This window comes from Pseudomonas sp. St29, assembly GCF_001547915.1.
In the GTDB taxonomy this organism is placed as follows: domain Bacteria; phylum Pseudomonadota; class Gammaproteobacteria; order Pseudomonadales; family Pseudomonadaceae; genus Aquipseudomonas.
This window is the reverse complement of record NZ_AP014628.1, coordinates 4,077,134-4,097,825: the sequence shown is the minus strand read 5'-3', so window position 1 is coordinate 4,097,825 and position 20,692 is coordinate 4,077,134. Positions and strand designations below refer to the sequence as shown.

General features: G+C 65.6%; 15 protein-coding genes. 3 read left to right on the top strand and 12 right to left on the bottom strand.

Annotated features, from left to right (window positions below):
- Positions 1-52: 52 nt before the first annotated feature.
- The 3 genes from PST29_RS18155 to PST29_RS18145 all read left to right on the top strand — a co-directional run bounded on the left by PST29_RS18155 (position 53) and on the right by PST29_RS18145 (position 3,146).
- Entirely contained in the window at positions 53-817 is a 765-nt protein-coding gene (locus tag PST29_RS18155; protein WP_060839906.1) for an IclR family transcriptional regulator, read from the top strand.
- 47 nt (positions 818-864) lie between these two features.
- Positions 865-2,082 (top strand): amino acid deaminase, encoded by a 1,218-nt coding sequence (locus PST29_RS18150; protein ID WP_060843954.1) that lies wholly within the window; start codon positions 865-867, stop codon positions 2,080-2,082.
- Positions 2,083-2,228: 146 nt separating this feature from the next.
- Positions 2,229-3,146 (top strand): sugar kinase, encoded by a 918-nt coding sequence (locus PST29_RS18145; protein WP_060843953.1) that lies wholly within the window; start codon positions 2,229-2,231, stop codon positions 3,144-3,146.
- 108 nt (positions 3,147-3,254) lie between these two features.
- Here the strand turns inward: PST29_RS18145 and PST29_RS18140 are convergent, their stop codons facing one another.
- From PST29_RS18140 to PST29_RS18085, 12 genes are all read right to left on the bottom strand, one after another.
- Entirely contained in the window at positions 3,255-3,530 is a 276-nt protein-coding gene (locus PST29_RS18140; protein WP_011061856.1) for a peptidylprolyl isomerase, read from the bottom strand.
- A 51-nt stretch (positions 3,531-3,581) separates the two neighbouring features.
- The gene (locus tag PST29_RS18135; protein ID WP_060843952.1) at positions 3,582-6,122 is read right to left on the bottom strand and encodes a PAS domain-containing hybrid sensor histidine kinase/response regulator; all 2,541 of its coding nucleotides are present in this window, start codon (positions 6,120-6,122) and stop codon (positions 3,582-3,584) included.
- A gap of 338 nt (positions 6,123-6,460) precedes the next feature.
- On the bottom strand, positions 6,461-8,416 hold the full coding sequence (locus PST29_RS18130) for an acetoacetate--CoA ligase (RefSeq protein WP_060843951.1): 1,956 nt from the start codon (positions 8,414-8,416) through the stop codon (positions 6,461-6,463).
- Between the two features lie 204 nt (positions 8,417-8,620).
- Positions 8,621-9,394 carry a 3-hydroxybutyrate dehydrogenase gene (hbdH, locus tag PST29_RS18125; protein WP_060839901.1) on the bottom strand — a complete coding sequence of 258 codons (774 nt, stop codon included), beginning with the start codon at positions 9,392-9,394 and terminating at the stop codon, positions 8,621-8,623.
- Positions 9,395-9,401: 7 nt separating this feature from the next.
- Positions 9,402-10,793 carry a GntP family permease gene (locus tag PST29_RS18120; RefSeq protein WP_016967002.1) on the bottom strand — a complete coding sequence of 464 codons (1,392 nt, stop codon included), beginning with the start codon at positions 10,791-10,793 and terminating at the stop codon, positions 9,402-9,404.
- A 285-nt stretch (positions 10,794-11,078) separates the two neighbouring features.
- Positions 11,079-12,497, bottom strand: a complete 1,419-nt coding sequence (locus PST29_RS18115) for a sigma-54 interaction domain-containing protein (protein WP_060843950.1) — start codon at positions 12,495-12,497, stop codon at positions 11,079-11,081.
- 490 nt (positions 12,498-12,987) lie between these two features.
- Positions 12,988-14,562 carry an ABC transporter ATP-binding protein gene (locus tag PST29_RS18110; RefSeq protein ID WP_060839899.1) on the bottom strand — a complete coding sequence of 525 codons (1,575 nt, stop codon included), beginning with the start codon at positions 14,560-14,562 and terminating at the stop codon, positions 12,988-12,990.
- Between the two features lie 14 nt (positions 14,563-14,576).
- Positions 14,577-15,599: an ABC transporter permease gene (locus tag PST29_RS18105; protein ID WP_060839898.1), complete on the bottom strand. Its 1,023-nt coding sequence runs from the start codon at positions 15,597-15,599 to the stop codon at positions 14,577-14,579.
- The gene (locus PST29_RS18100; protein WP_060839897.1) at positions 15,599-16,660 is read right to left on the bottom strand and encodes a microcin C ABC transporter permease YejB; all 1,062 of its coding nucleotides are present in this window, start codon (positions 16,658-16,660) and stop codon (positions 15,599-15,601) included. The genes PST29_RS18105 and PST29_RS18100 overlap by 1 nt, the downstream gene beginning before the upstream one ends.
- Positions 16,660-18,522 (bottom strand): extracellular solute-binding protein, encoded by a 1,863-nt coding sequence (locus PST29_RS18095; RefSeq protein ID WP_060843949.1) that lies wholly within the window; start codon positions 18,520-18,522, stop codon positions 16,660-16,662. Before PST29_RS18095 ends, PST29_RS18100 begins: the two co-directional genes overlap by 1 nt.
- 131 nt (positions 18,523-18,653) lie before the next feature.
- Positions 18,654-18,935, bottom strand: a complete 282-nt coding sequence (locus PST29_RS18090) for a peptidylprolyl isomerase (protein ID WP_007924449.1) — start codon at positions 18,933-18,935, stop codon at positions 18,654-18,656.
- A gap of 127 nt (positions 18,936-19,062) precedes the next feature.
- On the bottom strand, positions 19,063-20,154 hold the full coding sequence (locus PST29_RS18085; RefSeq protein ID WP_060843948.1) for a 3-deoxy-7-phosphoheptulonate synthase: 1,092 nt from the start codon (positions 20,152-20,154) through the stop codon (positions 19,063-19,065).
- Positions 20,155-20,692: the final 538 nt, after the last annotated feature.

The following is a 20,692-nucleotide window of genomic DNA, read 5'->3' as shown; positions in this document are numbered from 1 at the left end:
CCTCTTCGCCGGCAAGCCGGCTCCTACGGGTCGATAGAGGGAGCGCAGGTAGATGAGCGAAGACAGCATCAAGCGCCGGGCCAAGGGCCTGGATCGGGCGTTCGATATTCTCGATTTCCTCAAGGAGATCGGTCAGCCGCTGCGGCCCAACGATATCGCCAAGGGCATCGGCAGTCCCAAGTCCACGGTCTACGAGCTGGTGGCGTCCTTGCTGGAGCGGCGGGTGCTGGAGCCGGTGGGCAAGGATGGCCATGTGTACCTGGGCCGCCAGTTGTACTTTCTCGGCCAGGCGCATTTGCGCCATTTCGATCTGAGCCGCGAAGCCGACCAGGCCTTGCAGGAGATCGTCAGCCAGACCGGGGAAACCGCGCAGATGTGCCTGCTCAACGGGCGCAAATACACCGTGGCGCTGATGAAGGAAGGCGAGCGGCATTTTCGCATCTCCTCGGACATCGGCGAGAACGCACCGATCCCCTGGACCGCTTCCGGGCGTTTGCTGCTGGGGCACATGAGCGATGCGCAGATTGCCGAGTTGATCGATGAGCGCGACTTCATCCTCCCCGATGGCCAGCGCCTGCCGCTGGCGACCTTCCTTGAGGAAATCCGTCAGGCCACCGAGGAGGGGTTCTTTTCCTTCGACAGTGTCGCCGACACCTTCACCCATTGTTTTGCCGCGCCGGTGCGCGATGAGCGCGGGGTGTGCATCTGCACCCTGTGCATCGTCGCGCCGAGGGCCGATGCGCAGAGCCATTACCAGGAATACCGCCGGGTGCTGATCGACAGCGCCAACCGCCTGGCCCGGCGTATCAACGATTGATGACAGTGTCGCGGCTGTGCGCAGCCGCCTTGATAAGGAGTGCCAACATGTCTTCCGCTTTGAATCTGCCCCTGGTGGAAAAGGGCGCCGCGGCCCACGCTGCAAGCCTGCTCAGCGACGTCAGCCTGCCCGCCCTGGTGCTGCACCGCGAGGCGCTGGAACACAACATCCGCTGGATGCAGAAATTCGTCAGCGACAGCGGCGCCGAGCTGGCGCCCCACGGCAAGACCAGCATGATGCCCGCGCTGTTCCAGCGGCAGCTGGACGCCGGTGCCTGGGGCATCACCCTGGCCACCGCGGTGCAGACCCGCGCCGCCTACGCCCATGGCGCGCGCCGGGTATTGATGGCCAACCAACTGGTGGGCGCGCCGAACATGGCGCTGATCGCCGAGCTGCTGGCGGACACGGATTTCGATTTCTATTGCATGGTCGACCACCCGGACAACGTCGCCGACCTGGGGGCGTTTTTCGCCCAGCGCGGGGTCACCCTCAAGGTGATGATCGAGTACGGCGTGGTCGGCGGGCGTTGTGGCTGCCGCAGCGAGCAGGAGGTGCTGGCCCTGGCCAAGGCGATCCAGGCGCAGCCGGCCCTGGCCCTGTGCGGTATTGAAGGCTACGAAGGGGTGATCCATGGCGATCAGGCCATCAGCGGCATTCGTCAATTTGCCGATTCCCTGGTGCGCCTGGCGGTGGATCTGCAGAGCGACGGGCTGTTCGCCATCGAGCGGCCGATCATCACCGCTTCGGGGTCGGCCTGGTACGACCTGATCGCCGAGTCGTTCGAGACCCACAACGCCAAGGGGCGCTTCCTCAGCGTGTTGCGTCCGGGCAGTTACATCGCCCACGACCACGGTATCTACAAGGAGGCCCAGTGCTGCGTGCTGGATCGACGCAGCGATCTGCACGAGGGCCTGCGCCCGGCCATGGAAGTCTGGGCCCATGTGCAGTCGCTGCCGGAGCCGGGTTTTGCCGTGGTGGCCCTGGGCAAGCGCGATGTGGCCTACGACGCCGGTTTGCCGGTGCCGCTGCGGCGTTATCGCGCCGGGGCCGAGGCGGGCGCCGGGGATGATGTGACGGCGTGCAAGGTCACCGCGGTGATGGATCAGCATGCGTTTCTCACCGTGGCGCCGGGCGTGGAACTGCGCATTGGCGACATTATTTCCTTCGGCACCTCGCACCCGTGCCTGACCTTCGACAAGTGGCGCGTCGGGCTGCTGGTGGATGAGCACCTGCGCGTGATCGAGAACCTGGAAACCTGCTTCTGACGCCTTCGCTGGCGAGCCAGCGCCTGCAGGGTGGGTGCAATACACGATGTTGTAGGAGCCGGCTTGCCGGCGAAGCGGCCCTTGGATGGGGCGCAGGTTTTGCGCATGGCTTTCGCTGGCAAGCCAGCTCCTACAGGGAGATGAACATGAATAACAAGAAACGCATCGCGGCCATCGGCGAATGCATGATCGAGCTGCAGCAGCATCACGATGGCAGCCTGCAACAGGGCTTTGGTGGCGATACCTTGAATGCGGCGGTGTATCTGTGCCGCGAGCTCGGGCCGCTGGCCGAGGTGGATTACGTCACCGCCCTGGGCCTGGACAGTTTCAGCGATGCCATGTGCCAGGGCTGGGCCGAGGAAGGGATCGGCCTGGGCAAGGTCCAGCGCCTGCCGGGGCGGTTGCCGGGCCTGTATTGCATCCAGACCGATGCCCGGGGGGAGCGGCGCTTTTTGTATTGGCGCAATGAGGCGGCGGTACGGGACTGTTTCAACACCGCGGCGGCGGGGCCGATCCTGGCGGACCTGTGCGATTACGATGTGCTGTATTTCAGCGGCATCACCCTGGCGGTGCTCGGCGAGGCGGGGCGCAAGAAGCTGATTGACCTGCTGGTGGAAGCACGTATCCGCCGGGCGCAGATCGTGTTTGACAACAACTACCGGCCAAGGCTCTGGGCCTCGGTGGAGCAGGCGCGGACGGCCTATGTGCAAGTGCTGGAGCATGTGGACCTGGCGCTGTTGACCCTGGAGGACGAGCAGGCGCTGTTTGGCCATGACTATGCCCATGGCGTGTTTGCGGCCTACCCGAACATTGCCGAGGTGGTGATCAAGCGCGGGGCGGATTCGTGCCTGGTGCGTTGCGGTGCCGAGCGCTACGAGGTGCCGGCGCTGCCGGTGCAGCGGGTGGTGGACACCACGGCAGCGGGGGATTCGTTCAGCGCGGCTTATCTGGCCTGTCGCTTGCGAGGCGGCAGCCCGGTACAGGCTGCCGAGGCCGGGCACCGGTTGGCGAGCCGGGTGATTCAGCATCACGGGGCATTGATTCCCCGGGAGGTCGGTTTGTAGGAGCCGGCTTGCCGGCGAAGAGGCCTTTGAAGTCGGCGCTGTGCTTGCGGGCGCGTTCGCTGGCCAGCCAGCTCCTACGGCGGGGAGGTACGGGCCGGGGCTGGGGCGTCAGTCGCGGAAGAACACCTGCACCAGGTGATAGCCGAACTTGCTCTTGATCGGGCCATGCACGGTGCGCAGGGGCTTCTTGAAGATCACCTGGTCGATGGCGCCGACCATTTGCCCCGGACGCACTTCCCCCAGGTCGCCGCCGCGCTTGCCGGACGGGCAGGTGGAGTATTTCTTGGCCAGGACGTCGAAGGCTTCGCCCTTGGCGATGCGCTGCTTGAGCTGTTCGGCTTCTTCGGCGGTTTTCACCAGGATGTGGCGGGCTTGGGCTTTCATGGGCGGGTGACCTTGTAGCGGGAAATCGGCGGCCGCGGATTATGCCTGAATTCAGGTCTCGCAACCGATCATCTGACGAATCTTCTGCGCCAGTTCTTCAATGGAAAACGGCTTGGCCAGCAGGTCCATCCCCGGTTCCAGGAAGCCCTGGCGCTCGGCGGCCTTTTCCGCGTAGCCGGTCATGAACAGCACCTTGAGCCCCGGGCGCTGCTGGCGGGCAATCTCCGCCAACTGCCGGCCGTTCATGCCCGGCAGGCCGACATCGGTCACCAGCAAATCAATGCGCGTCGGCGACTCCAGCAAGGGCAGGGCGCTGCGCGCGTCCTCGGCCTCGAAGGCGCGGTAGCCCAGTTCGTTGAGCACATTGAGCACCAGCATGCGCACCGCCGGGTCGTCTTCCACCACCATCACGCTTTCCCCGGCCATGGCCTGGGGCGCTGGCGGGCTGCCCACCGGTTCCGCCGTTGCCGGGGGCGCGCTGTGCAGGCGCGGCAGGTACAGGCGCACGCAGGTGCCCTGGTCCGGTTCGCTGCTGATGGTCACGTGGCCGCCGGACTGCTGGGCAAAGCCATAGATCATCGACAGGCCCAACCCGGTGCCCTGGCCGATGGGCTTGGTGGTGAAGAACGGGTCGAAGGCCTTGGCCAGAATGCGCGGGCTCATGCCGGCGCCGTTGTCGCTGACCCCGAGCATCACGTAGTCACCGGCCTTGACCGGTTCCAGGGTGCGGATGTCGCTGCCGTCGAGGTAGCTGTTGGCCGTCTCGATCAGCAGTCGGCCGCCGTGGGGCATGGCGTCGCGGGCGTTGATCACCAGGTTGAGCAGGGCGTTCTCCAACTGGCTGGCGTCGGTGTTCACCGGCCAGACATCGTCGGCCAGTTGCATCTGCAGTTGGATGTGCTCGCCCTTGGTGTGGTTGAACAGCTCGTGCAGCGAGCGCACCAGCTGGTTTGGGTCCAGGGGCCGGCGGTCCAGGGACTGGCGACGGGAAAAGGCCAGCAGGCGGTGGGTCAGGGAGGCGGCACGCTTGGCCGAGGACATGGCGGCTTCGGTAAAGCGGCCGATTTCGTCGCCGCGCCCGTTATCGATGTAGCGCTGCATCAGGTCCAGGCTGCCGATGATGCCGGTGAGCATGTTGTTGAAGTCGTGGGCGATGCCGCCGGTGAGCTGGCCCACGGCTTCCATCTTCTGCGCATGGCGCAGGGCGTCTTCGGCGCGCTCGCGCTCGAACATCTCGTTCTGCAGGCGCTGGTTGGCGGTGGCCAGGGCTTCGGTGCGCCGATTGACCCGCTCTTCCAGGGTTTCGTTGAGGTTGCGCAGGGCTTCTTCGGTCTGTTTGCGCTCGGTTTCATCGATCACGAAGATGTAGAAGCCGTTGATCGCGCCGTCGGCGCCGTGGCGCGGCAGGTATTTCATCAGGGCATGGCGCGGACGGCCGTCGCGGTGCGGCGAGTTGGCCTCGAAGCTGCACGGCGTACCGGCCAGGGCCGCCTTGATGTTCTCGGCGCGGGTGGCGTAGATCTCGTCTCCCACCACTTCGCGAATGGTCCTGCCGTACAGCTCCTGCGGGGTCAGGCCGTACCAGTCCAGGTAGGCGCTGTTGTTCAGGCGAAAGCGTTCTTCGTGGTCGACATAGCCGATCAGCACCGGCATGGCGTTGATGATCAGTTGCAGCTCGGTCTGGCTCTGGCGCAGGGCCTGCTCCATCTGCTTGCGTTCGGTCAGGTCCAGGGCGGCGCCGAGAAAGCGCGTGGGCCGGCCATGGTGATCCTTGTAGCAGCGGCCCCGGGCGAACACCCAGCGCACCTGGCCGTCGGCCAGTTGCAGGCGGTACTCCTCGGCGTATTCGCTGCCCTGGGTGATGCAGTGCTTGATGCTCCGGGCCACCATGGCCCGGTCTTCCGGGTGCACGCCCTTGAGGTATTCACTGATGGGCAGTTGCCGGGATTGCTGCGGGTCGACGCTGTGCAGCTGGGCAAAGTGGGCGTCGGCAATGAAGCGGTCTTCGCCAATGTCCCAGTCCCAGGTGCCCACCGCGTCGGTGGCCGCCAGGGCCAGTTGCAGGCGTTCTTCGGTTTCGTGCTGGGCCCGCAGGCTGGCCTCGGAACGCTGCTGCAGCTCCAGGGCGATGCGCCGGCGTTCATTGGTTTCGATGGCGGTCACCAGGATCCCGGCGACGTCCCCGCGCTCGTTGCGGATCGGGCTGTAGGTCAGGTCCAGCCACAGGTCGTATTCGCTGCCGTTGCTGCGTTGCAGGCTGAAGCGCTGCTCGCTGAAGCTGCGCACCTGGCCGTTGAGCACCGCGCGGTAGACCGGGTCGGTGAAGTCCATCAGCTCCGGCCAGATCAGGTGCGCCGGCTGGCCGAAGGCGTGGGGGTGCTTGTTGCCAGCCAGCAGGGCGAAACCGTCGTTGTAGATCTGGGTCAGCTCGCCGCCCCACAGCAGCAACATCGGCATCGGTGAATGGATCACGATGTCCACCGCGGTGCGCAGGCTCTGGGGCCATTGGCCGGAGTGACCGAGGGCCGTGGCCGACCAGTCCAGGCGGGCAATCAGGGTGGCGGCTTCGCTGCCGGAATGGGGGGCATTCATGTCGGGTGGGTCCTGGGCGCAGCGGTGTTACGCGGCAGCGTCATGGGTCGCGTACTGAAAAAGTCGCATGGACATGCCGTGCATATTCAAACGGATGGAGTGTAGGCGTTTCTGACGCCGGCATTTTCACCCGCTTTTGCGGCGGATGACCAGTCTAGAGGGGCTGAACGGTTCCTGTAGCCGCTGCCGCAGGCTGCGAACGCTCCGGGCGGCACTGCGTCGCATGAAGCGCTGCCCTTGAGATCGTCGAAGGTCCTGCGGCCCTTTGCGCAGCCTCGCGGGCTCGGCAGCGGCTACAGGTGCTGCGCTGTGAAGGGGGCGGCGGCGGTTGGCCGTCGTCAGTGGCGCAGTTCTTCGCGGTCGCGAAACTGCTCCAGGGCCTCGGGGTTGGCCAGGGCGTCGGTGTTTTTTACCGGCAGGCCATGCACCAGGTTGCGCACCGCCAGTTCGACGATCTTGCCGCTGATGGTGCGGGGGATGTCGGTGACCGCGAGGATCTTCGCCGGGACGTGGCGCGCGGTGGTGTTGTCGCGGATCACCTGGCGGATCCGTTCCCGCAAGGGCTCATCCAGCACCACGCCGTCCTGCAGGCGCACGAACAGCACCACCCGCACGTCGTGCTCCCAGCTCTGGCCGATGGCCAGGCTTTCCAGGACCTGTTCCAGCTTCTCCACCTGGCGGTAGATCTCCGCGGTGCCAATGCGCACGCCACCGGGGTTGAGCACCGCATCGGAGCGGCCGTGAATCAACCAGCCGCCATCGGCCAGCTGTTCGGCGTAGTCGCCCTGGGCCCAGACCCCGGGAAACAGGCTGAAGTACGAGGCCTTGAGCTTGCTCTGGTCCGGGTCGTGCCACAGGCCCACCGGAATGCTCGGAAAGTGCCGGGTGCACACCAGTTCGCCTTTTTCGCCGATCACCGGCCGGCCCTGGTCGTTCCACACTTCGATGGCCATGCCCAGGCCCTTGCCCTGCATCTCGCCGCGGCGTACCGGCTGGATCGGGTTACCGGCGACGAAGCAGGCGACGATGTCGGTGCCGCCGGACATCGAGGCCAGGCACAGGTCGCGCTTGATCTCGCGGTACACGTAGTCGTAGCTCTGCGGCGACAGCGGCGAGCCGGTGCACAGCAGGGTCTTCAGGCTGTCCAGGCGGTGGCTGTGGCGCGGCCGGCTGCCGGCCTTTTCCAGGGCCACCAGGTACTTGGGGCTGGTGCCGAAGACGTTGATGGCTTCGCTATCGATCAGGTCGATCAGGTGTTCATTGGTCGGGTGGAAGGGCGAGCCGTCGTAGAGCACCAGGCTGGCGCCGGTGGCCAGGGCCGAGACCAGCCAGTTCCACATCATCCAGCCGCAGGTGGTGTAGTAGAACAGCCGCTCGCCGGGGCCGAGGTCGGTGTGCAGGCCGTGTTCCTTGAGGTGTTGCAGCAGCACCCCGCCGGTGCCGTGGACGATGCATTTGGGCACCCCGGTGGTGCCGCTGGAATAGAGGATGTACAGCGGATGGGCGAAGGGCACCGGGACGAACTCGGGCTCGCCGCCGGGGCGGTAGAAGTCGTCCCACACGCTGACGCGGGCCTGGGTGCAAAAGTCCTCGGCCCGGGCTTGCGGGCGGGCATGGGGCACGATGAGCAACTGCTCCAGGGACGGCAGGCGCTCGAGGATTTCATTGACCTTGGCGGTCTGGTCGATGTCCTTGCCGGCGTAGCGATAGCCGGCGCAGGTGATCAGTACCTTGGGTTCGATCTGGCCGAAGCGGTCGATCACCCCCTGGGTGCCGAAGTCCGGCGAACAGCTGGACCACACCGCGCCGAGGCTGGTGCTGGCGAGCATCGCCACCAGGGTTTGCCAGGTGTTGGGCATGCAGGCGGCGACCCGGTCGCCGAGGCCGACCCCGGCCGCCCGCAGGCCGCGTTGCAGGCCGGCGACCTGGGCCGCCAGTTCGGCGTAGGTCAGCTGTTCGCGCTGGCGGCTTTCGTTGATCGCCACCACCGCCACTGCGTCGTCCCGGCGCTTGAGCAGGTGCTCGGCGAAGTTCAGGGTGGCGCCGGGAAACCACTGCGCGCTGGGCATCTGCGGGCCTTCGCGGAGCACGCATTCGGCGCTCTGGTGGAAGCTGACCTCGAAGAAGTCGACGATGGCCTGCCAGAAGCGTTCGCGCTGGTCGATGCTCCACTGGTGCAGGCTGGGGTAGTCATGAAGGTTCAGGCCGTGGCGCTGATTAACGAAGCGGCGGAAGGCATCCATCCGCGTCTTGCCGATGCGTTCGGCGCTGGGTTGCCAGAGAAGGTCGGACATGCAAGGCCTCTATTTCTTCTTATGTTCGGTGTGCACTGTCGTTCTTTGTGGCGAGGGAGCTTGCTCCCGTTCGGCCGCGTAGCGGTCGTCCACCAGACGACCGCCTTTTGTCGTTGAATCTCGGTTGCCTGGTTTTAGGGCCGCTACGCGACCCGGCGGGAGCAAGCTCCCTCGCCACAGAAAGAGTGGGGGGCAGGGGCGGGGTTATTGCGCCAGCCAGCCACCGTCGATGTTCCAGGCCGCGCCGCGCACCTGGGCGCCGGCGTCACTGCACAAAAATAGCACCAGCTCGCCCAGTTGCGACGGGGTGACGAACTCCAGGGACGGCTGCTTTTCCGCCAGCAGATCATGCTGGGCCTGTTGCGGATCGGTGCCCGCGGCGACGCGGTCGTCGATCTGCTTCTGCACCAGCGGGGTCAGCACCCAGCCGGGGCAGATGGCGTTGCAGGTGATGTTGCTGGTGGCGGTTTCCAGGCCCACCACCTTGGTCAGGCCGATGACCCCGTGCTTGGCCGCCACATAGGCGGCCTTGCCCACGGAACCGACCTGGCCGTGCACCGAGGCGATGTTGACGATCCGCCCCCAGCCCTTGGCGCGCATTCCCGGCAGCCCCAGGCGGGTGCTGTGGAACACCGAGGACAGGTTGATGGCGATGATCGAATCCCAGCGCTCCACGGGGAATTCCTCCACCGCCGCCACGTGCTGGATGCCGGCGTTGTTGACCAGGATGTCGACGCCGCCGAACTCCCGTTCGGCGTAGGCGAACAGCTCGGCGATCTGCGCCGGGTCGCTGACGTCCGCCGGGTGATGGCCGACCTGGCCGCCGAATTGTGCGACCTCGGCGATGGCCTTCGAGGCATCGCCGAAGCCGTTGAGAATCAGCTTGGCCCCGGCCTTGGCCAGGACCCGGGCGATGCCCAGGCCAATGCCGCTGGTGGAACCGGTGACCAGGGCGGTCTTGCCAGAAAGAGTGCTCATGAATACCTCACACGATGCCGGTGGCGTAGAAAGTGGCGATGACGACGAACACCGCCAGGGTCTTGATCAGGGTGATGCAGAAAATGTCCTTGTAGGCTTCGCGGTGGGTCAGCCCGGTGACCGCCAGCAGGGTGATCACCGCGCCGTTGTGCGGCAGGGTGTCCATGCCGCCGCTGGCCATGGACGCCACCCGGTGCAGCACTTCCAGGGGAATGTTGGCGGCATGGGCGGCGCTGATGAAGCTTTCGGACATGGCCGCCAGGGCGATGCTCATGCCCCCCGAGGCCGAGCCGGTGATGCCCGCCAGCAGGGTTACGGTGATGGCTTCGTTGACCAGCGGGTTGGGGATGCTTTTGAGCCAGTCGGCCAGCACCAGAAAGCCTGGCAGGGAGGCGATCACGGCGCCGAAACCGTATTCCGAAGCGGTGTTCATCGCCGCCAGCAGGGCACCGCTGACCGCGCTCTTGCTGCCCTCGGCGAGCTTGCTGCGAATCGCCGAGAAGCCGCACACCAGCACCATCAGGATGCCCACCAGCAAGGCCGCCTGCACCGCCCAGATGGCGGTGAGCTTGGCGATTTCGCTGGTTACCGGGGCGGCCATGCCCGGCAGGCTGAGGCTGTGGGTCTTGCCGTACCACTGGGGAATCCAGTGGGTGAACAGCAGGTTCATGATGCCCACCAGCAGCAGCGGCGACAGCGCCAGCCAGGGGTTGGGCAGCTTCAGGTCCTCGGCGGTTTCCGGTTCGTTGCGCAGTTCGGTGCCGTAGCCTTCACCGGCCTTCTGCGCCTTGTTGCGCTGGCGCTGCAGGAACAGCATGCCGGCGCAGAACACGAAAATGGTGCCGATCACGCCCAGCCAGGGCGCGGCCCAGGCGGTGGTGTTGAAGAAGGTGCTGGGGATGATGTTCTGGATCTGCGGGGTGCCGGGCAGGGCGTCCATGGTGAAGGAGAATGCGCCCAGGGCGATGGTCGCCGGGATCAGCCGCTTGGGGATGTTGCTCTGGCGGAACATCTCGGCAGCGAAGGGGTAGACGGCGAACACCACCACGAACAGCGAGACGCCGCCGTAGGTCAGCAAGGCGCAGACCAGCACGATCACCAGCATCGCCTGGCGAGTGCCAAGCAGGCGGATCGCCGCGGCGACGATGGAGCGCGAGAAGCCCGACAGCTCGATCAGCTTGCCGAACACCGCGCCCAGCAGGAACACCGGGAAATACAGTTTGATGAAGCCGACCATCTTCTCCATGAACACCCCGGTAAAGGCGGGCGCCACGGCGGACGGATCGGTGAGCAGCACTGCGCCGAGGGCGGCAATGGGGGCAAAGAGGATGACGCTGTAGCCACGGTAGGCCGCCAGCATCAGCAGCGCCAGGGCTGCCAAGGCAATGATCACACTCATGGTGTGTCTCTCCAGGATTGTTATTGTTGTCGGGTGTTGCGTGTGGAGAGCGTTATAGCGAGAACTGTGCCATCTGCTTAAGTTGTTGAAATGTATGAGTATTTTTATTTTTCTAGGGGCGGTTCGGAGTTGATTTTCTCTTTTTTGAGACTTTTTTGGATTGGTCGGCCTCTTCGCTGGCAAGCCTGCTCCTACAGAGATCGTTCGGAGCGCCGTAGGAGCTGGCTTGCCAGCGAAAAGCGCGGAGCACGCCGGTAATTTCTCTAAATAGAGATTGATGTCTCTTTATGGAGACTCGGCAATCCCCAAGGCCGCCATCTTCTTGTACAGCGTCGAACGGCCCAGCCCCAGGCGTCGCGCCGCTTCGTCCACCTTGCCGGCGCATTGCGCCAGGGTGGCGCTGATCAGTTGCCGGTCGAATCGTTCCCGGGCCGCGGCGAAGGTTTCCTGGCTCGGCGACTCGGCGGGCAGCGGGGCCGCATCGCGCTGCACCGGGCTGAAGCTGCCGATTGCCGCGCGAATGTCCGCGGCAGTGAGTATCAGGTCGTCGCTGAGCAGCGCCGCCCGTTCCAGCACGTTGCGCAGCTCGCGGATATTCCCCGGCCAGGCATGTTGCGCCAGCAGGGCCAGGGCTTCGCGATCCAGTTCATGCTGGCTGCGCAGTTCTTCGAGAATCCCTTCGCTCAGGGCCGGCAGGTCGTCCAGGCGTTCGCGCAGGGCCGGCACCTGGATCGGCAGCACGTTGAGCCGGTAGTACAGGTCGGCGCGGAACTCGCCGCGCTTGATCGCCGCTTCCAGGTCGGTGGAGGTGGCGGCGATCACCCGCACATCGCTGTGGATCACTTCGTTGGAGCCCACCGGCTCGAACTCCTTCTCTTGCAGCACCCGCAGCAACTTGCTTTGCAGGGGCAGGGGCATGTCGCCGATTTCATCGAGGAACAGGGTGCCGCCCTGGGCGATCTGCAACTTGCCGGCGCGCCCCTTGCGGTCGGCGCCGGTGAAGGCACCGGGGGCGGTGCCGAAGAACTCCGCCTCCAGCAGCGCCTCGGGAATCGCTGCGCTGTTGATGCTGACAAAGGGCTTGTGGGCCCGGGGCGACGCGGCATGGATGGCCTGGGCCAGCAGCTCCTTGCCGGTGCCGGTTTCGCCTTGCAGCAGCACCGGGGATTCGGCACTGGCGCTGCGTCGGGCCCGGCGTTTGACTTCCAGGCTGGCGGCGCTGGTGCCGATGAAATGGGCGAAGTTGTACTTGGTCTGCCGGGCCCGCAGCAGGGAGCGGGTGGAGGCCAGTTCTTCCTGCATGCTCAGGTAGCGCTTGAGCATCGGCGACAGGCTGCGCAGTTCGTCGAACAGGGCAAAGCCGATGGCGCCGATCACCGTGCCGGCGGCGTCGTGGATCGGCAGGCGCATCACCACCAGCGGTTCCTTGGGGGTGTCCTGCATGTCCAGCAGGATCGGGCGGCCGGTGCGTACCACTTCCCGCAGCAGGCTGCCGGGGATCACGCTTTCGCAGGGCTTGCCGATGGCGAAGGCCGCCGATTCCAGGCCGAAGCGCCGGGCGTAGCGCTCGTTCATCCAGACGATATTGGCGTCGCGATCGACGATCACCGTGCCTTCGCTGGACTGCTCGATGATCTCGAACAGCGAGCGGATCGCCAGTTGGCGCACACGCTGGTAATCCTTGAGGCTTTCGCTGTCGTTCATGGCGGCATCCTGAAAATGGGCGCGGCGATTATGCCGCAGTCTGCCCCGGTTGTTGCGCTGTAGCCGCTGCCGAGCCTGCGAGGCTGCGCAAAGGGCCGCAGGACCTTCGGCGGCCTTGAGGGCAGCGTCTGCTGCGCAGCCGTTCGCAGCCTGCGGCAGCGGCTACAAAGAACAGCGCGCCTTCTGTAGCCGCTGTCGAGCCTGCGAGGCTGCGCAAAGGGCCGCAGGACCTTTGGCGGTCTCTAGGGCAGCGTCTGCTGCGCAGCCGTTCGCAGCCTGCGGCAGCGGCTACAAAGAACAGTGTGCCTTCTGTAGCCGCTGTCGAGCCTTGGCGAGGCTGCGTAAAGGGCCGCAGGACCTTCGGCGGTCTCTAGGGCGGCGTCTGCTGCGCGGCCGTTCGCAGCCTGCGGCAGCGGCTACAAAGAACCGCGCGCCTTCTGTCGCCGCTGCCGAGCCTGCGAGGCTGCGAAAAAGGGTCGTCGGCGGCGGGTCAGCCGGGATGGGCGGCGGCCAGCAGCTCCTGGGTGTAGGGGTGCTGCGGGTTGTCGAACACGTCGTGGCTGGCGCCGCGCTCCACCACCTGGCCGTCCTTGATCACGATCATGTCGTGGGCCAGGGCCCGTATCACCGCCAGGTCATGGCTGATGAACAGGTAGGTCAAGCCGTACTTTTCCTGCAGTTGGCGCAGCAGGGCCACCACTTGTTTCTGCACGGTGCGGTCCAGGGCCGAAGTCGGTTCGTCCAGCAGGATCAGCGCCGGCTTGAGCACCAGGGCCCGGGCAATGGCGATGCGCTGGCGCTGGCCGCCGGAGAACTCGTGGGGGTAGCGGTGGCGGCTGTCGGGATCGAGGCCGACTTCCTCCAGGGCGCGGATCACCTGTTCATCGCACTGGCGGGCGTCGTACTGGCTGTGCACTTCCAGGCCTTCGCTGATGATCTGCGCCACCGACATGCGCGGGCTGAGGCTGCCGAAGGGGTCCTGGAACACCACCTGCATCTGTTTGCGCCAGGGCCGCAGTTGTTTCTGGTCGAGGCCGTCCAGGGCCTGGCCCTGGAAGCGGATGCTGCCCCGGGAATCCAGCAGGCGCAGGATCGCCTGGCCCAGGGTCGACTTGCCCGAGCCGGACTCGCCGACGATGCCCAGGGTCTTGCCTTGCTCGACGCTGAGGCTGATGTCGTCCACTGCCCGCAGGTATTGCTTGCGCCGGAACAGGCCGCCGGCTATCTGGAAATCGACGCTGAGATTGTTCACCTCCAGCACGGTTTCCCGGCTGTCGCGACACAGTGGCCGGCCTTCGGGCTCGGCGTGCAGCAGCTCGCAACTGTAGGGGTGTTGCGGGGCGCGGAACAGGGTGTCGCAGTCGGCCTGTTCGACGATTTCCCCGGCCTTCATCACGCACACCCGCTGGGCGATGCGCCGCACCAGGTTGAGGTCGTGGCTGATCAGCAGCAGGGACATGCCCAGGCGCTGCTGCAGGGATTTGAGCAGCAGCAGGATCTTGCGCTGCACGGTCACGTCCAGGGCCGTGGTGGGTTCGTCGGCGATCAGCAGCTCCGGCTCGCAGGCCAGGGCCATGGCGATCATCACCCGTTGGCGCTGGCCGCCGGAGAGTTGGTGCGGGTAGGCCTTGAGCCGTTCACGGGGTTTCTGGATGCCCACCAGTTCCAGCAGTTCGAGAATCCGCGCCTGGGCCTGTTTGCCGCCCAGGCCGCGATGCAGCAGCAGGGTTTCGCCGATCTGCTTCTCCACGCTGTGCAGCGGATTGAGGGAGGTCATGGGCTCCTGGAAGATCATGGCGATGCGGTTGCCCCGCAGCTTTTGCAGGGTCGCCGGGTCGCTGCCCATCAACTCCTGGCCGCGGTAGCGCACGCTACCGGAGCTGCTGCAGCCGGTCTGTGGCAGCAGTTGCAGGATCGAGTGGGCGGTCACCGACTTGCCCGAACCGGACTCGCCCACCAGGGCCAGGCACTCGCCGGGGCGGATGTCCAGGCTCAGGTCGCGGACCACGGTCTGTGCGCCGAAGCTGACCTTGAGCTGGCGGATTTCGATGAGGTTGTCAGTCATTGCTACCGTCCGCTTCAAGATCGTGGATCAAAGGCATCGCGCAAGGCTTCGCCGATAAACACCAGCAGCGAGAGGATCAGCGCCAGGGTGAAAAACGCCGTCAGCCCCAGCCACGGCGCCTGCAGGTTCTGCTTGCCCTGGCCGATCAACTCGCCCAGGGAGGCGCTGCCGGCGGGCATGCCGAAGCCGAGGAAGTCCAGGGCGGTGAGGGTCGAGATGGCGCCGGTGAGGATGAACGGCAGGTAGCTCAGGGTGGCGTTCATCGCGTTGGGCAGGATGTGCCGCAGGATCACCTTGCGGTCGCTCAGGCCCAGGGCCCGGGCGGCCTTGACGTACTCCAGGTTGCGCCCGCGCAGGAACTCGGCGCGCACCACGTCCACCAGGGCCAGCCAGGAGAACAGCGCCATGATCCCCAGCAGCCACCAGAAATTCGGCTCGACGAACCCCGAGAGGATGATCAGCAGGTAGAGCACCGGCAGCCCGGACCAGACTTCCAGCAGGCGCTGGCCCAAGAGGTCGACCCAGCCGCCGTAATAGCCTTGCAAGGCGCCGGCGGCAATGCCGATCAGGGCGCTGATGGCGGTCAGGGCCAGGGCGAACAGGATCGACACCCGGGCGCCGTAGATCACTCGCGCGGCCACGTCCCGGGCCTGGTCGTCGGTGCCCAGCCAGTTGACCTTGCTCGGCGGGCTGGGGGCGGGCTGGGTCAGGTCGTAGTTGGGCGTGTCTTCGCTGAAGGGGATCGGCGGGAACAGCAGCCAGCCACCGTCCTTGCGGATCAGCTGCTGCACGTAGTCGCTGCGGTAGTCGGCCTGGAACGGCAGCTGGCCGCCGAATTCCTGCTCGGTGTAGCGCTTGAACACCGGGAAGTACAACGAGCCCTGGTAGCTGACCACCAGCGGCTTGTCGTTGGCGATCAGCTCGCCGCCCAGGGTCAGGATGAACAGGCCGATGAACAGCCACAGCGACCACCAGCCACGGCGGTTTTGCTTGAACCGGTCCAGGCGCCGGCGGGCCACGGGAGAAAGCTTGAGCATCAGGCGTTCCTCGCGGCGAAGTCGATGCGCGGGTCGACCAGGGTGTAGCACAGGTCGCCGATCAGTTTTATCAGGAGGCCGAACAGGGTGAAGATGAACAGCGAGCCGAACACCACCGGGTAGTCCCGGGACACCGCGGCCTCGTAGCTCATGCGGCCCAGGCCGTCGAGGGAAAAGATCACCTCGATCAGCAGGGAGCCGGCGAAGAACACGCTGATGAAGGCCTGGGGGATCCCCGACACCACCAGCAGCATGGCGTTGCGGAACACATGCCCATACAGCACCCGGCGTTCGCTCAGGCCCTTGGCCCGGGCGGTGACCACGTACTGGCGGGTGATCTCGTTGAGGAAGGAGTTCTTGGTGAGGATGGTCAGGGTGGCGAAGCCGCCGATCACCAGGGAGCTGACTGGCAGCACCAGGTGCCAGAAGTAGTCGGCGACCTTGCCCAGGGTGCTCAGTTGCTCGAAGTTGTCCGAGACCAGGCCGCGCACCGGGAACCAGTTCAGCGAGGTGCCGCCGGCGAACAGCACGATCAGGAACATGGCGAACAGGAAGGCCGGCATGGCGTAGCCGATGATGATCGCGGTGCTGCTCCAGATGTCGAAGTGGCTACCGTGGTGCACCGCCTTGCGAATCCCCAGGGGGATCGACACCAGGTAGGTGATCAGGGTGGCCCAGAGGCCGAGGGAGATGGTCACCGGCATTTTTTCCAGGATCAGGTCGGTGACCGTGGCGCCACGGAAGAAGCTCTTGCCGAAGTCCAGCCGGGCGTAGCTTTTCAGCATCAGCCACAGGCGTTCGTGGGCCGGCTTGTCGAAGCCGTACTGTTTCTCGATGTCCTGGATCAGTTTGGGGTCCAGGCCGCGGCTGGCTCGGGAGCCGCTGCTGCTCATGGCATCGGCGGAGCCGCCGACCGCGCCGCCGCCGATCCCTTGCAGGCGGGCGATGGCCTGTTCCACCGGGCCGCCGGGGGCGGCCTGGACGATGACGAAGTTCACCAGAAGGATGATCAGCAGGGTCGGAATGATCAGCAGCAGGCGCCGCAGGATGTAGGCCGGCATCAGTGGCGCCCTCCGGGTTGGCCACGGCGGATCAGCTCGGCGGCCATCTGTTCATTGGTCAGCGCGGTGCTGCTGACTTCCCACCAGCTTTCGATGGCTTCGTCGTTGCTCGCCGGCACCTTGGGCATGCCGAAGCGGTTCCACCACACCGTGGAGGTGCCGGGCGGGTAGTAGTTGGCGATCCAGTAGTAGTTCCACTGCAGTACCCGGTCCAGGGCGTGGGCGTAGCGCAGCATCTCCGGCTGGCTGGTGGCTTTCACCAGGCCGTTGAGCAGGCTGTCCACCGCCGGGTTCTTGAGCACCATGTAGTTGTTGGAGCCCGGATCGTTGGCCGCGGCCGAGCCGAAGTAGTTGTGCAGCTCCATGCCCGGCGAGGTGGTCACCGGGTAGCCGGTGACGATCATGTCGTAGTCCCGGGCCATCAGGCGGTTGACGTATTGCGAGGGGTCGATGCGGCGGATGTTCAGGCTGATGCCGATCTGTGCCAGGTTGCGCTTGTAGGGCAGCAGCAGGCGTTCGATGGAGCCCTGGGTGATGAGGAAGGTGAAGCTCAGGGGTTCGCCGTCGGCATTCACCAGTTTGTCGCCCTCGGCTTTCCAGCCGGCCTGTTCCAGCAGGGCCAGGGCTTGCAGCTGCTTGTCGCGAATCACGCCGCTGCCGTCGGTTTTCGGTGCTTCGAAGACCTGGGTGAAGACTTCGTCGGGGATCTGCCCGCGCAGCGGTTCGAGGATCTTCAGCTCTTCGGCGTCCGGCAGGCTGCGGGCCGCCAGCGGGGTGTTGGAGAAGAAGCTCTGCTGGCGGATGTAGAGGTTGCGCATCATCTGCCGGTTGCTCCATTCGAAATCCCAGAGCATGGCCAGGGCCTGGCGCACCCGGCGGTCCTGGAACACCGGCCGGTCGAGGTTGAACACGTAGCCCTGGGCCGGTTGCGGCGCCGATCGGGCCAGGTGGGCCTTTTGCAGGCGGCCGTCGTTCAGGGCCGGGCTGTCGTAGCCGATGGAATAGCCGGTGGCGGAGAATTCGCGGTTGTAGTCGTAGGCGCCGCCGCGCAGCACTTGCCGGGCGACGTCGATATCGCCGAAGTACTCGACGCTGAAATGGTCGAAGTTGTACAGGCCGCGGCTGACCGGCAGGTCCTTGCCCCACCAGTCGGGGTTGCGGGCAAAGGTGATGCTGTTGCCCGAATCCACCTTGGCCACCCGATAGGGGCCGCTGCCCAGGGGCGCTTCATAGCCACCGCCAGCGGCGAAGTCGCGACTCTTCCACCAGTGTTCGGGGAACACCGGCAGGGTCGCGATATCCAGGGGCAGGGTGCGGTTTTCGTTGCTCTTGAAGTAGAAACGCACCACCCGCGGCGATTCCACGGTGACGCCTTTGACGTCCTCGAACTGGGTGCGGTAGCGCATGCTGCCCTGGGTCATCAGCAGGTCGTAGCTGTAGCGCACGTCTTCGGCGGTGATCGGCGTGTTATCGGCGAAGCGGGCCTTGGGGTTGAGGTAGAAGCGCAGCCACAGGCCGTCTTCGGCGCGCTCCATCTTCTGTGCCACCAGGCCGTAGACGGTGTAGGGCTCGTCCAGGGAGCGCAGGGCCAGGGGCGAATAGACCAGGCCGTCGAGCTGGGAGACGCCGATGCCCTTGTCTATATAAGGCAGCACATGGTCGAAACGGCCGATCTCGATGGCCGAGCGGCGCAGGGTTCCGCCCTTGGGGGCCTGGGGGTTGACGTAGTCGAAGTGGCTGAAGCCCTGGGGATACTTGGCCGGTTCGCCGTAGACGGTCATGGCGTGTTGCGGTGCCGCCTGGGCACCCGCGGCGCCCAGTAGCAGGACGGTGAAAAGCACAGTGGAGGAAAGCAGTCGCATTGTCAGCCTTAGGAGCCGGGTGATCGATGACCACGATTTGTACGCTAGCGGCCTGTGACTGGCCAGCCGCTTTTACAAGCGCAACGGCCCACCAGGAGGCGGGCCGTTGAGCAGGCACAAGCGCGAGGGGATCAGTCCTGGCGGCTGGTGACTTCCAGCAGGTGGTAGCCGAACTGGGTCTTCACCGGGCCTTGCACGACGTTGACCGGGGCGCTGAACACCACGGTGTCGAATTCCTTGACCATCTGGCCCGGGCCGAAGGAGCCCAGGTTGCCGCCGTCGCGGCTGGACGGGCAGGTGGAGTTCTTTTTCGCGACTTCGGCGAAGTCGGCGCCGGCTTCGATCTCGGCTTTGAGTTCGTTGCACTTGGCTTCGCTGGCAACCAGGATGTGACGGGCAGTGGCTTTGGCCATGGATGTTGCTCCTTTCAAGAAAGTTGAGAGCCTACCGGATTCAGGTGGCTATTTCTTGTCAAAGTTCCTGCAAAGCGTTGCCGCCCGGCGCTTGCGCGGGCGGCGGGCGGGGTTGGGGCGGTGGCGGTCAGGCGGGGACGGCGGCGACCTTGCCTGCTTGTTGCAGTTGTTCTGCGCCGCGGCGCAGCAGTTGCTCGGTGGCGGCCCAGCCCAGGCAGCCGTCGGTCACCGACACGCCGTAGCGCAGTTGGCCGCTTAAGGGTTGGCAGCCTTCGAACAGGTGGCTTTCCAGCATCACTGCGACCAGCGAGCGATCGCCCTGCAGACGTTGCTCCAGGACCTCGTTGAACACCGCCGGCTGGCGCAACGGGTCCTTGCCGCTGTTGGCGTGGCTGCAATCGACCATGATCCGCGCCGGGATCTTCAGCTTGTGCAGGTCGCGCTGGACCTGGGCCACGCTCTGGCGGTCGTAGTTCGGCCCGCGATGGCCGCCGCGCAGCACCAGGTGGGTGTCGGGGTTGCCCGGGGTCTGGATGATCGCCGGGTGGCCCTGGCTGTCGACGCCGAAGTGACGGTGCGGGTGCGCCGCCGAACGCATGGCGTCACAGGCGATGGCGACGCCGCCGTCGGTGCCGTTCTTGAAGCCCACGGGCATTTCCAGGCCGCTGGCCATTTCCCGGTGGATCTGCGATTCGGTGGTGCGCGCGCCAATGGCCACCCAGCTCAGCAGATCGTCGAAGTAGCCGGCGGCCATGGGTTGCAGCAGTTCGGTGGCGATCGGCAGGCCCAGGCGCAGCATCTCGCGCATCAGGTCCCGGGACAGGCTCAGGCCGACGGCCATGTCGTCGCTGCCATCCAGGTGCGGGTCGTAGGCCAGGCCTTTCCAGCCGACGGTGGTGCGGGGCTTTTCCACGTAGGCGCGCATCACCAGGAGCATCTGGTCGCTCAACTCTTCGGCCAGGCGGGCCAGGTTGGCGGCGTATTCCAGGGCCGATTGCGGGTCGTGGATGGAGCAGGGGCCGACGACGACCAGCAGGCGTGGGTCACGACCTTCGAGAATGGCGCGCACCGCCAGGCGGTAGTTGGCAACTTGCTGGCTCAGGGCCAGGGACAGCGGCAGTTGCTGCTTGAGCTCCAGGGAGCTGGGCAGGCGCCGGGTCAGGGGTTCATTGGCGCTGACGTGGGCGGACAGGGGCAGAGCGGATACGGACGAGTTCATGTGCGGTCTTCCTGGGCGGGCGGCGGGTGATGTCCCGCGCGCGGCCCTACTGGGGTGTTCGACAATTGGCCGTACTGGCCATCAGTGTGCAATTGCCACCGGTAGGTGACCGATCGGAGGCGGCAGGCTGTCCCGAGCGGAGGCTGCTAAATCGCCAGGCGGAAAACATGTCGTAGCGGTAATAGGTGGCGTAGTTCATGGGGCAATCCTCGGTAAGTTCGGTGTGTTGCAGAAAAGTCGTGGTTGAAAACGTGGTGCCGGAAAAAACAAAACCCCCGGTCGGGAGGCCGACCGGGGGTTGAGATTTCTCTGGTAGGCGACCCGTCAAAGTGGGCGCCGGTTGGGTATCAGGCGCGCCAGTGGCTAAACCAATACCCAAAATAAAAGTTGACCGGAGCCAGGTTGCCATTGACCCGGGCAGCCGCAACCGAACGCAGTGCGCTGGCGGTGTGGCGGTGCAGGGAAGGGGTCTGGGACAGCATGGGGTTTCTCCGTGAAGTGGGGCGAGCTTACTAGAGGCCAGGGCCGCGATTCAATC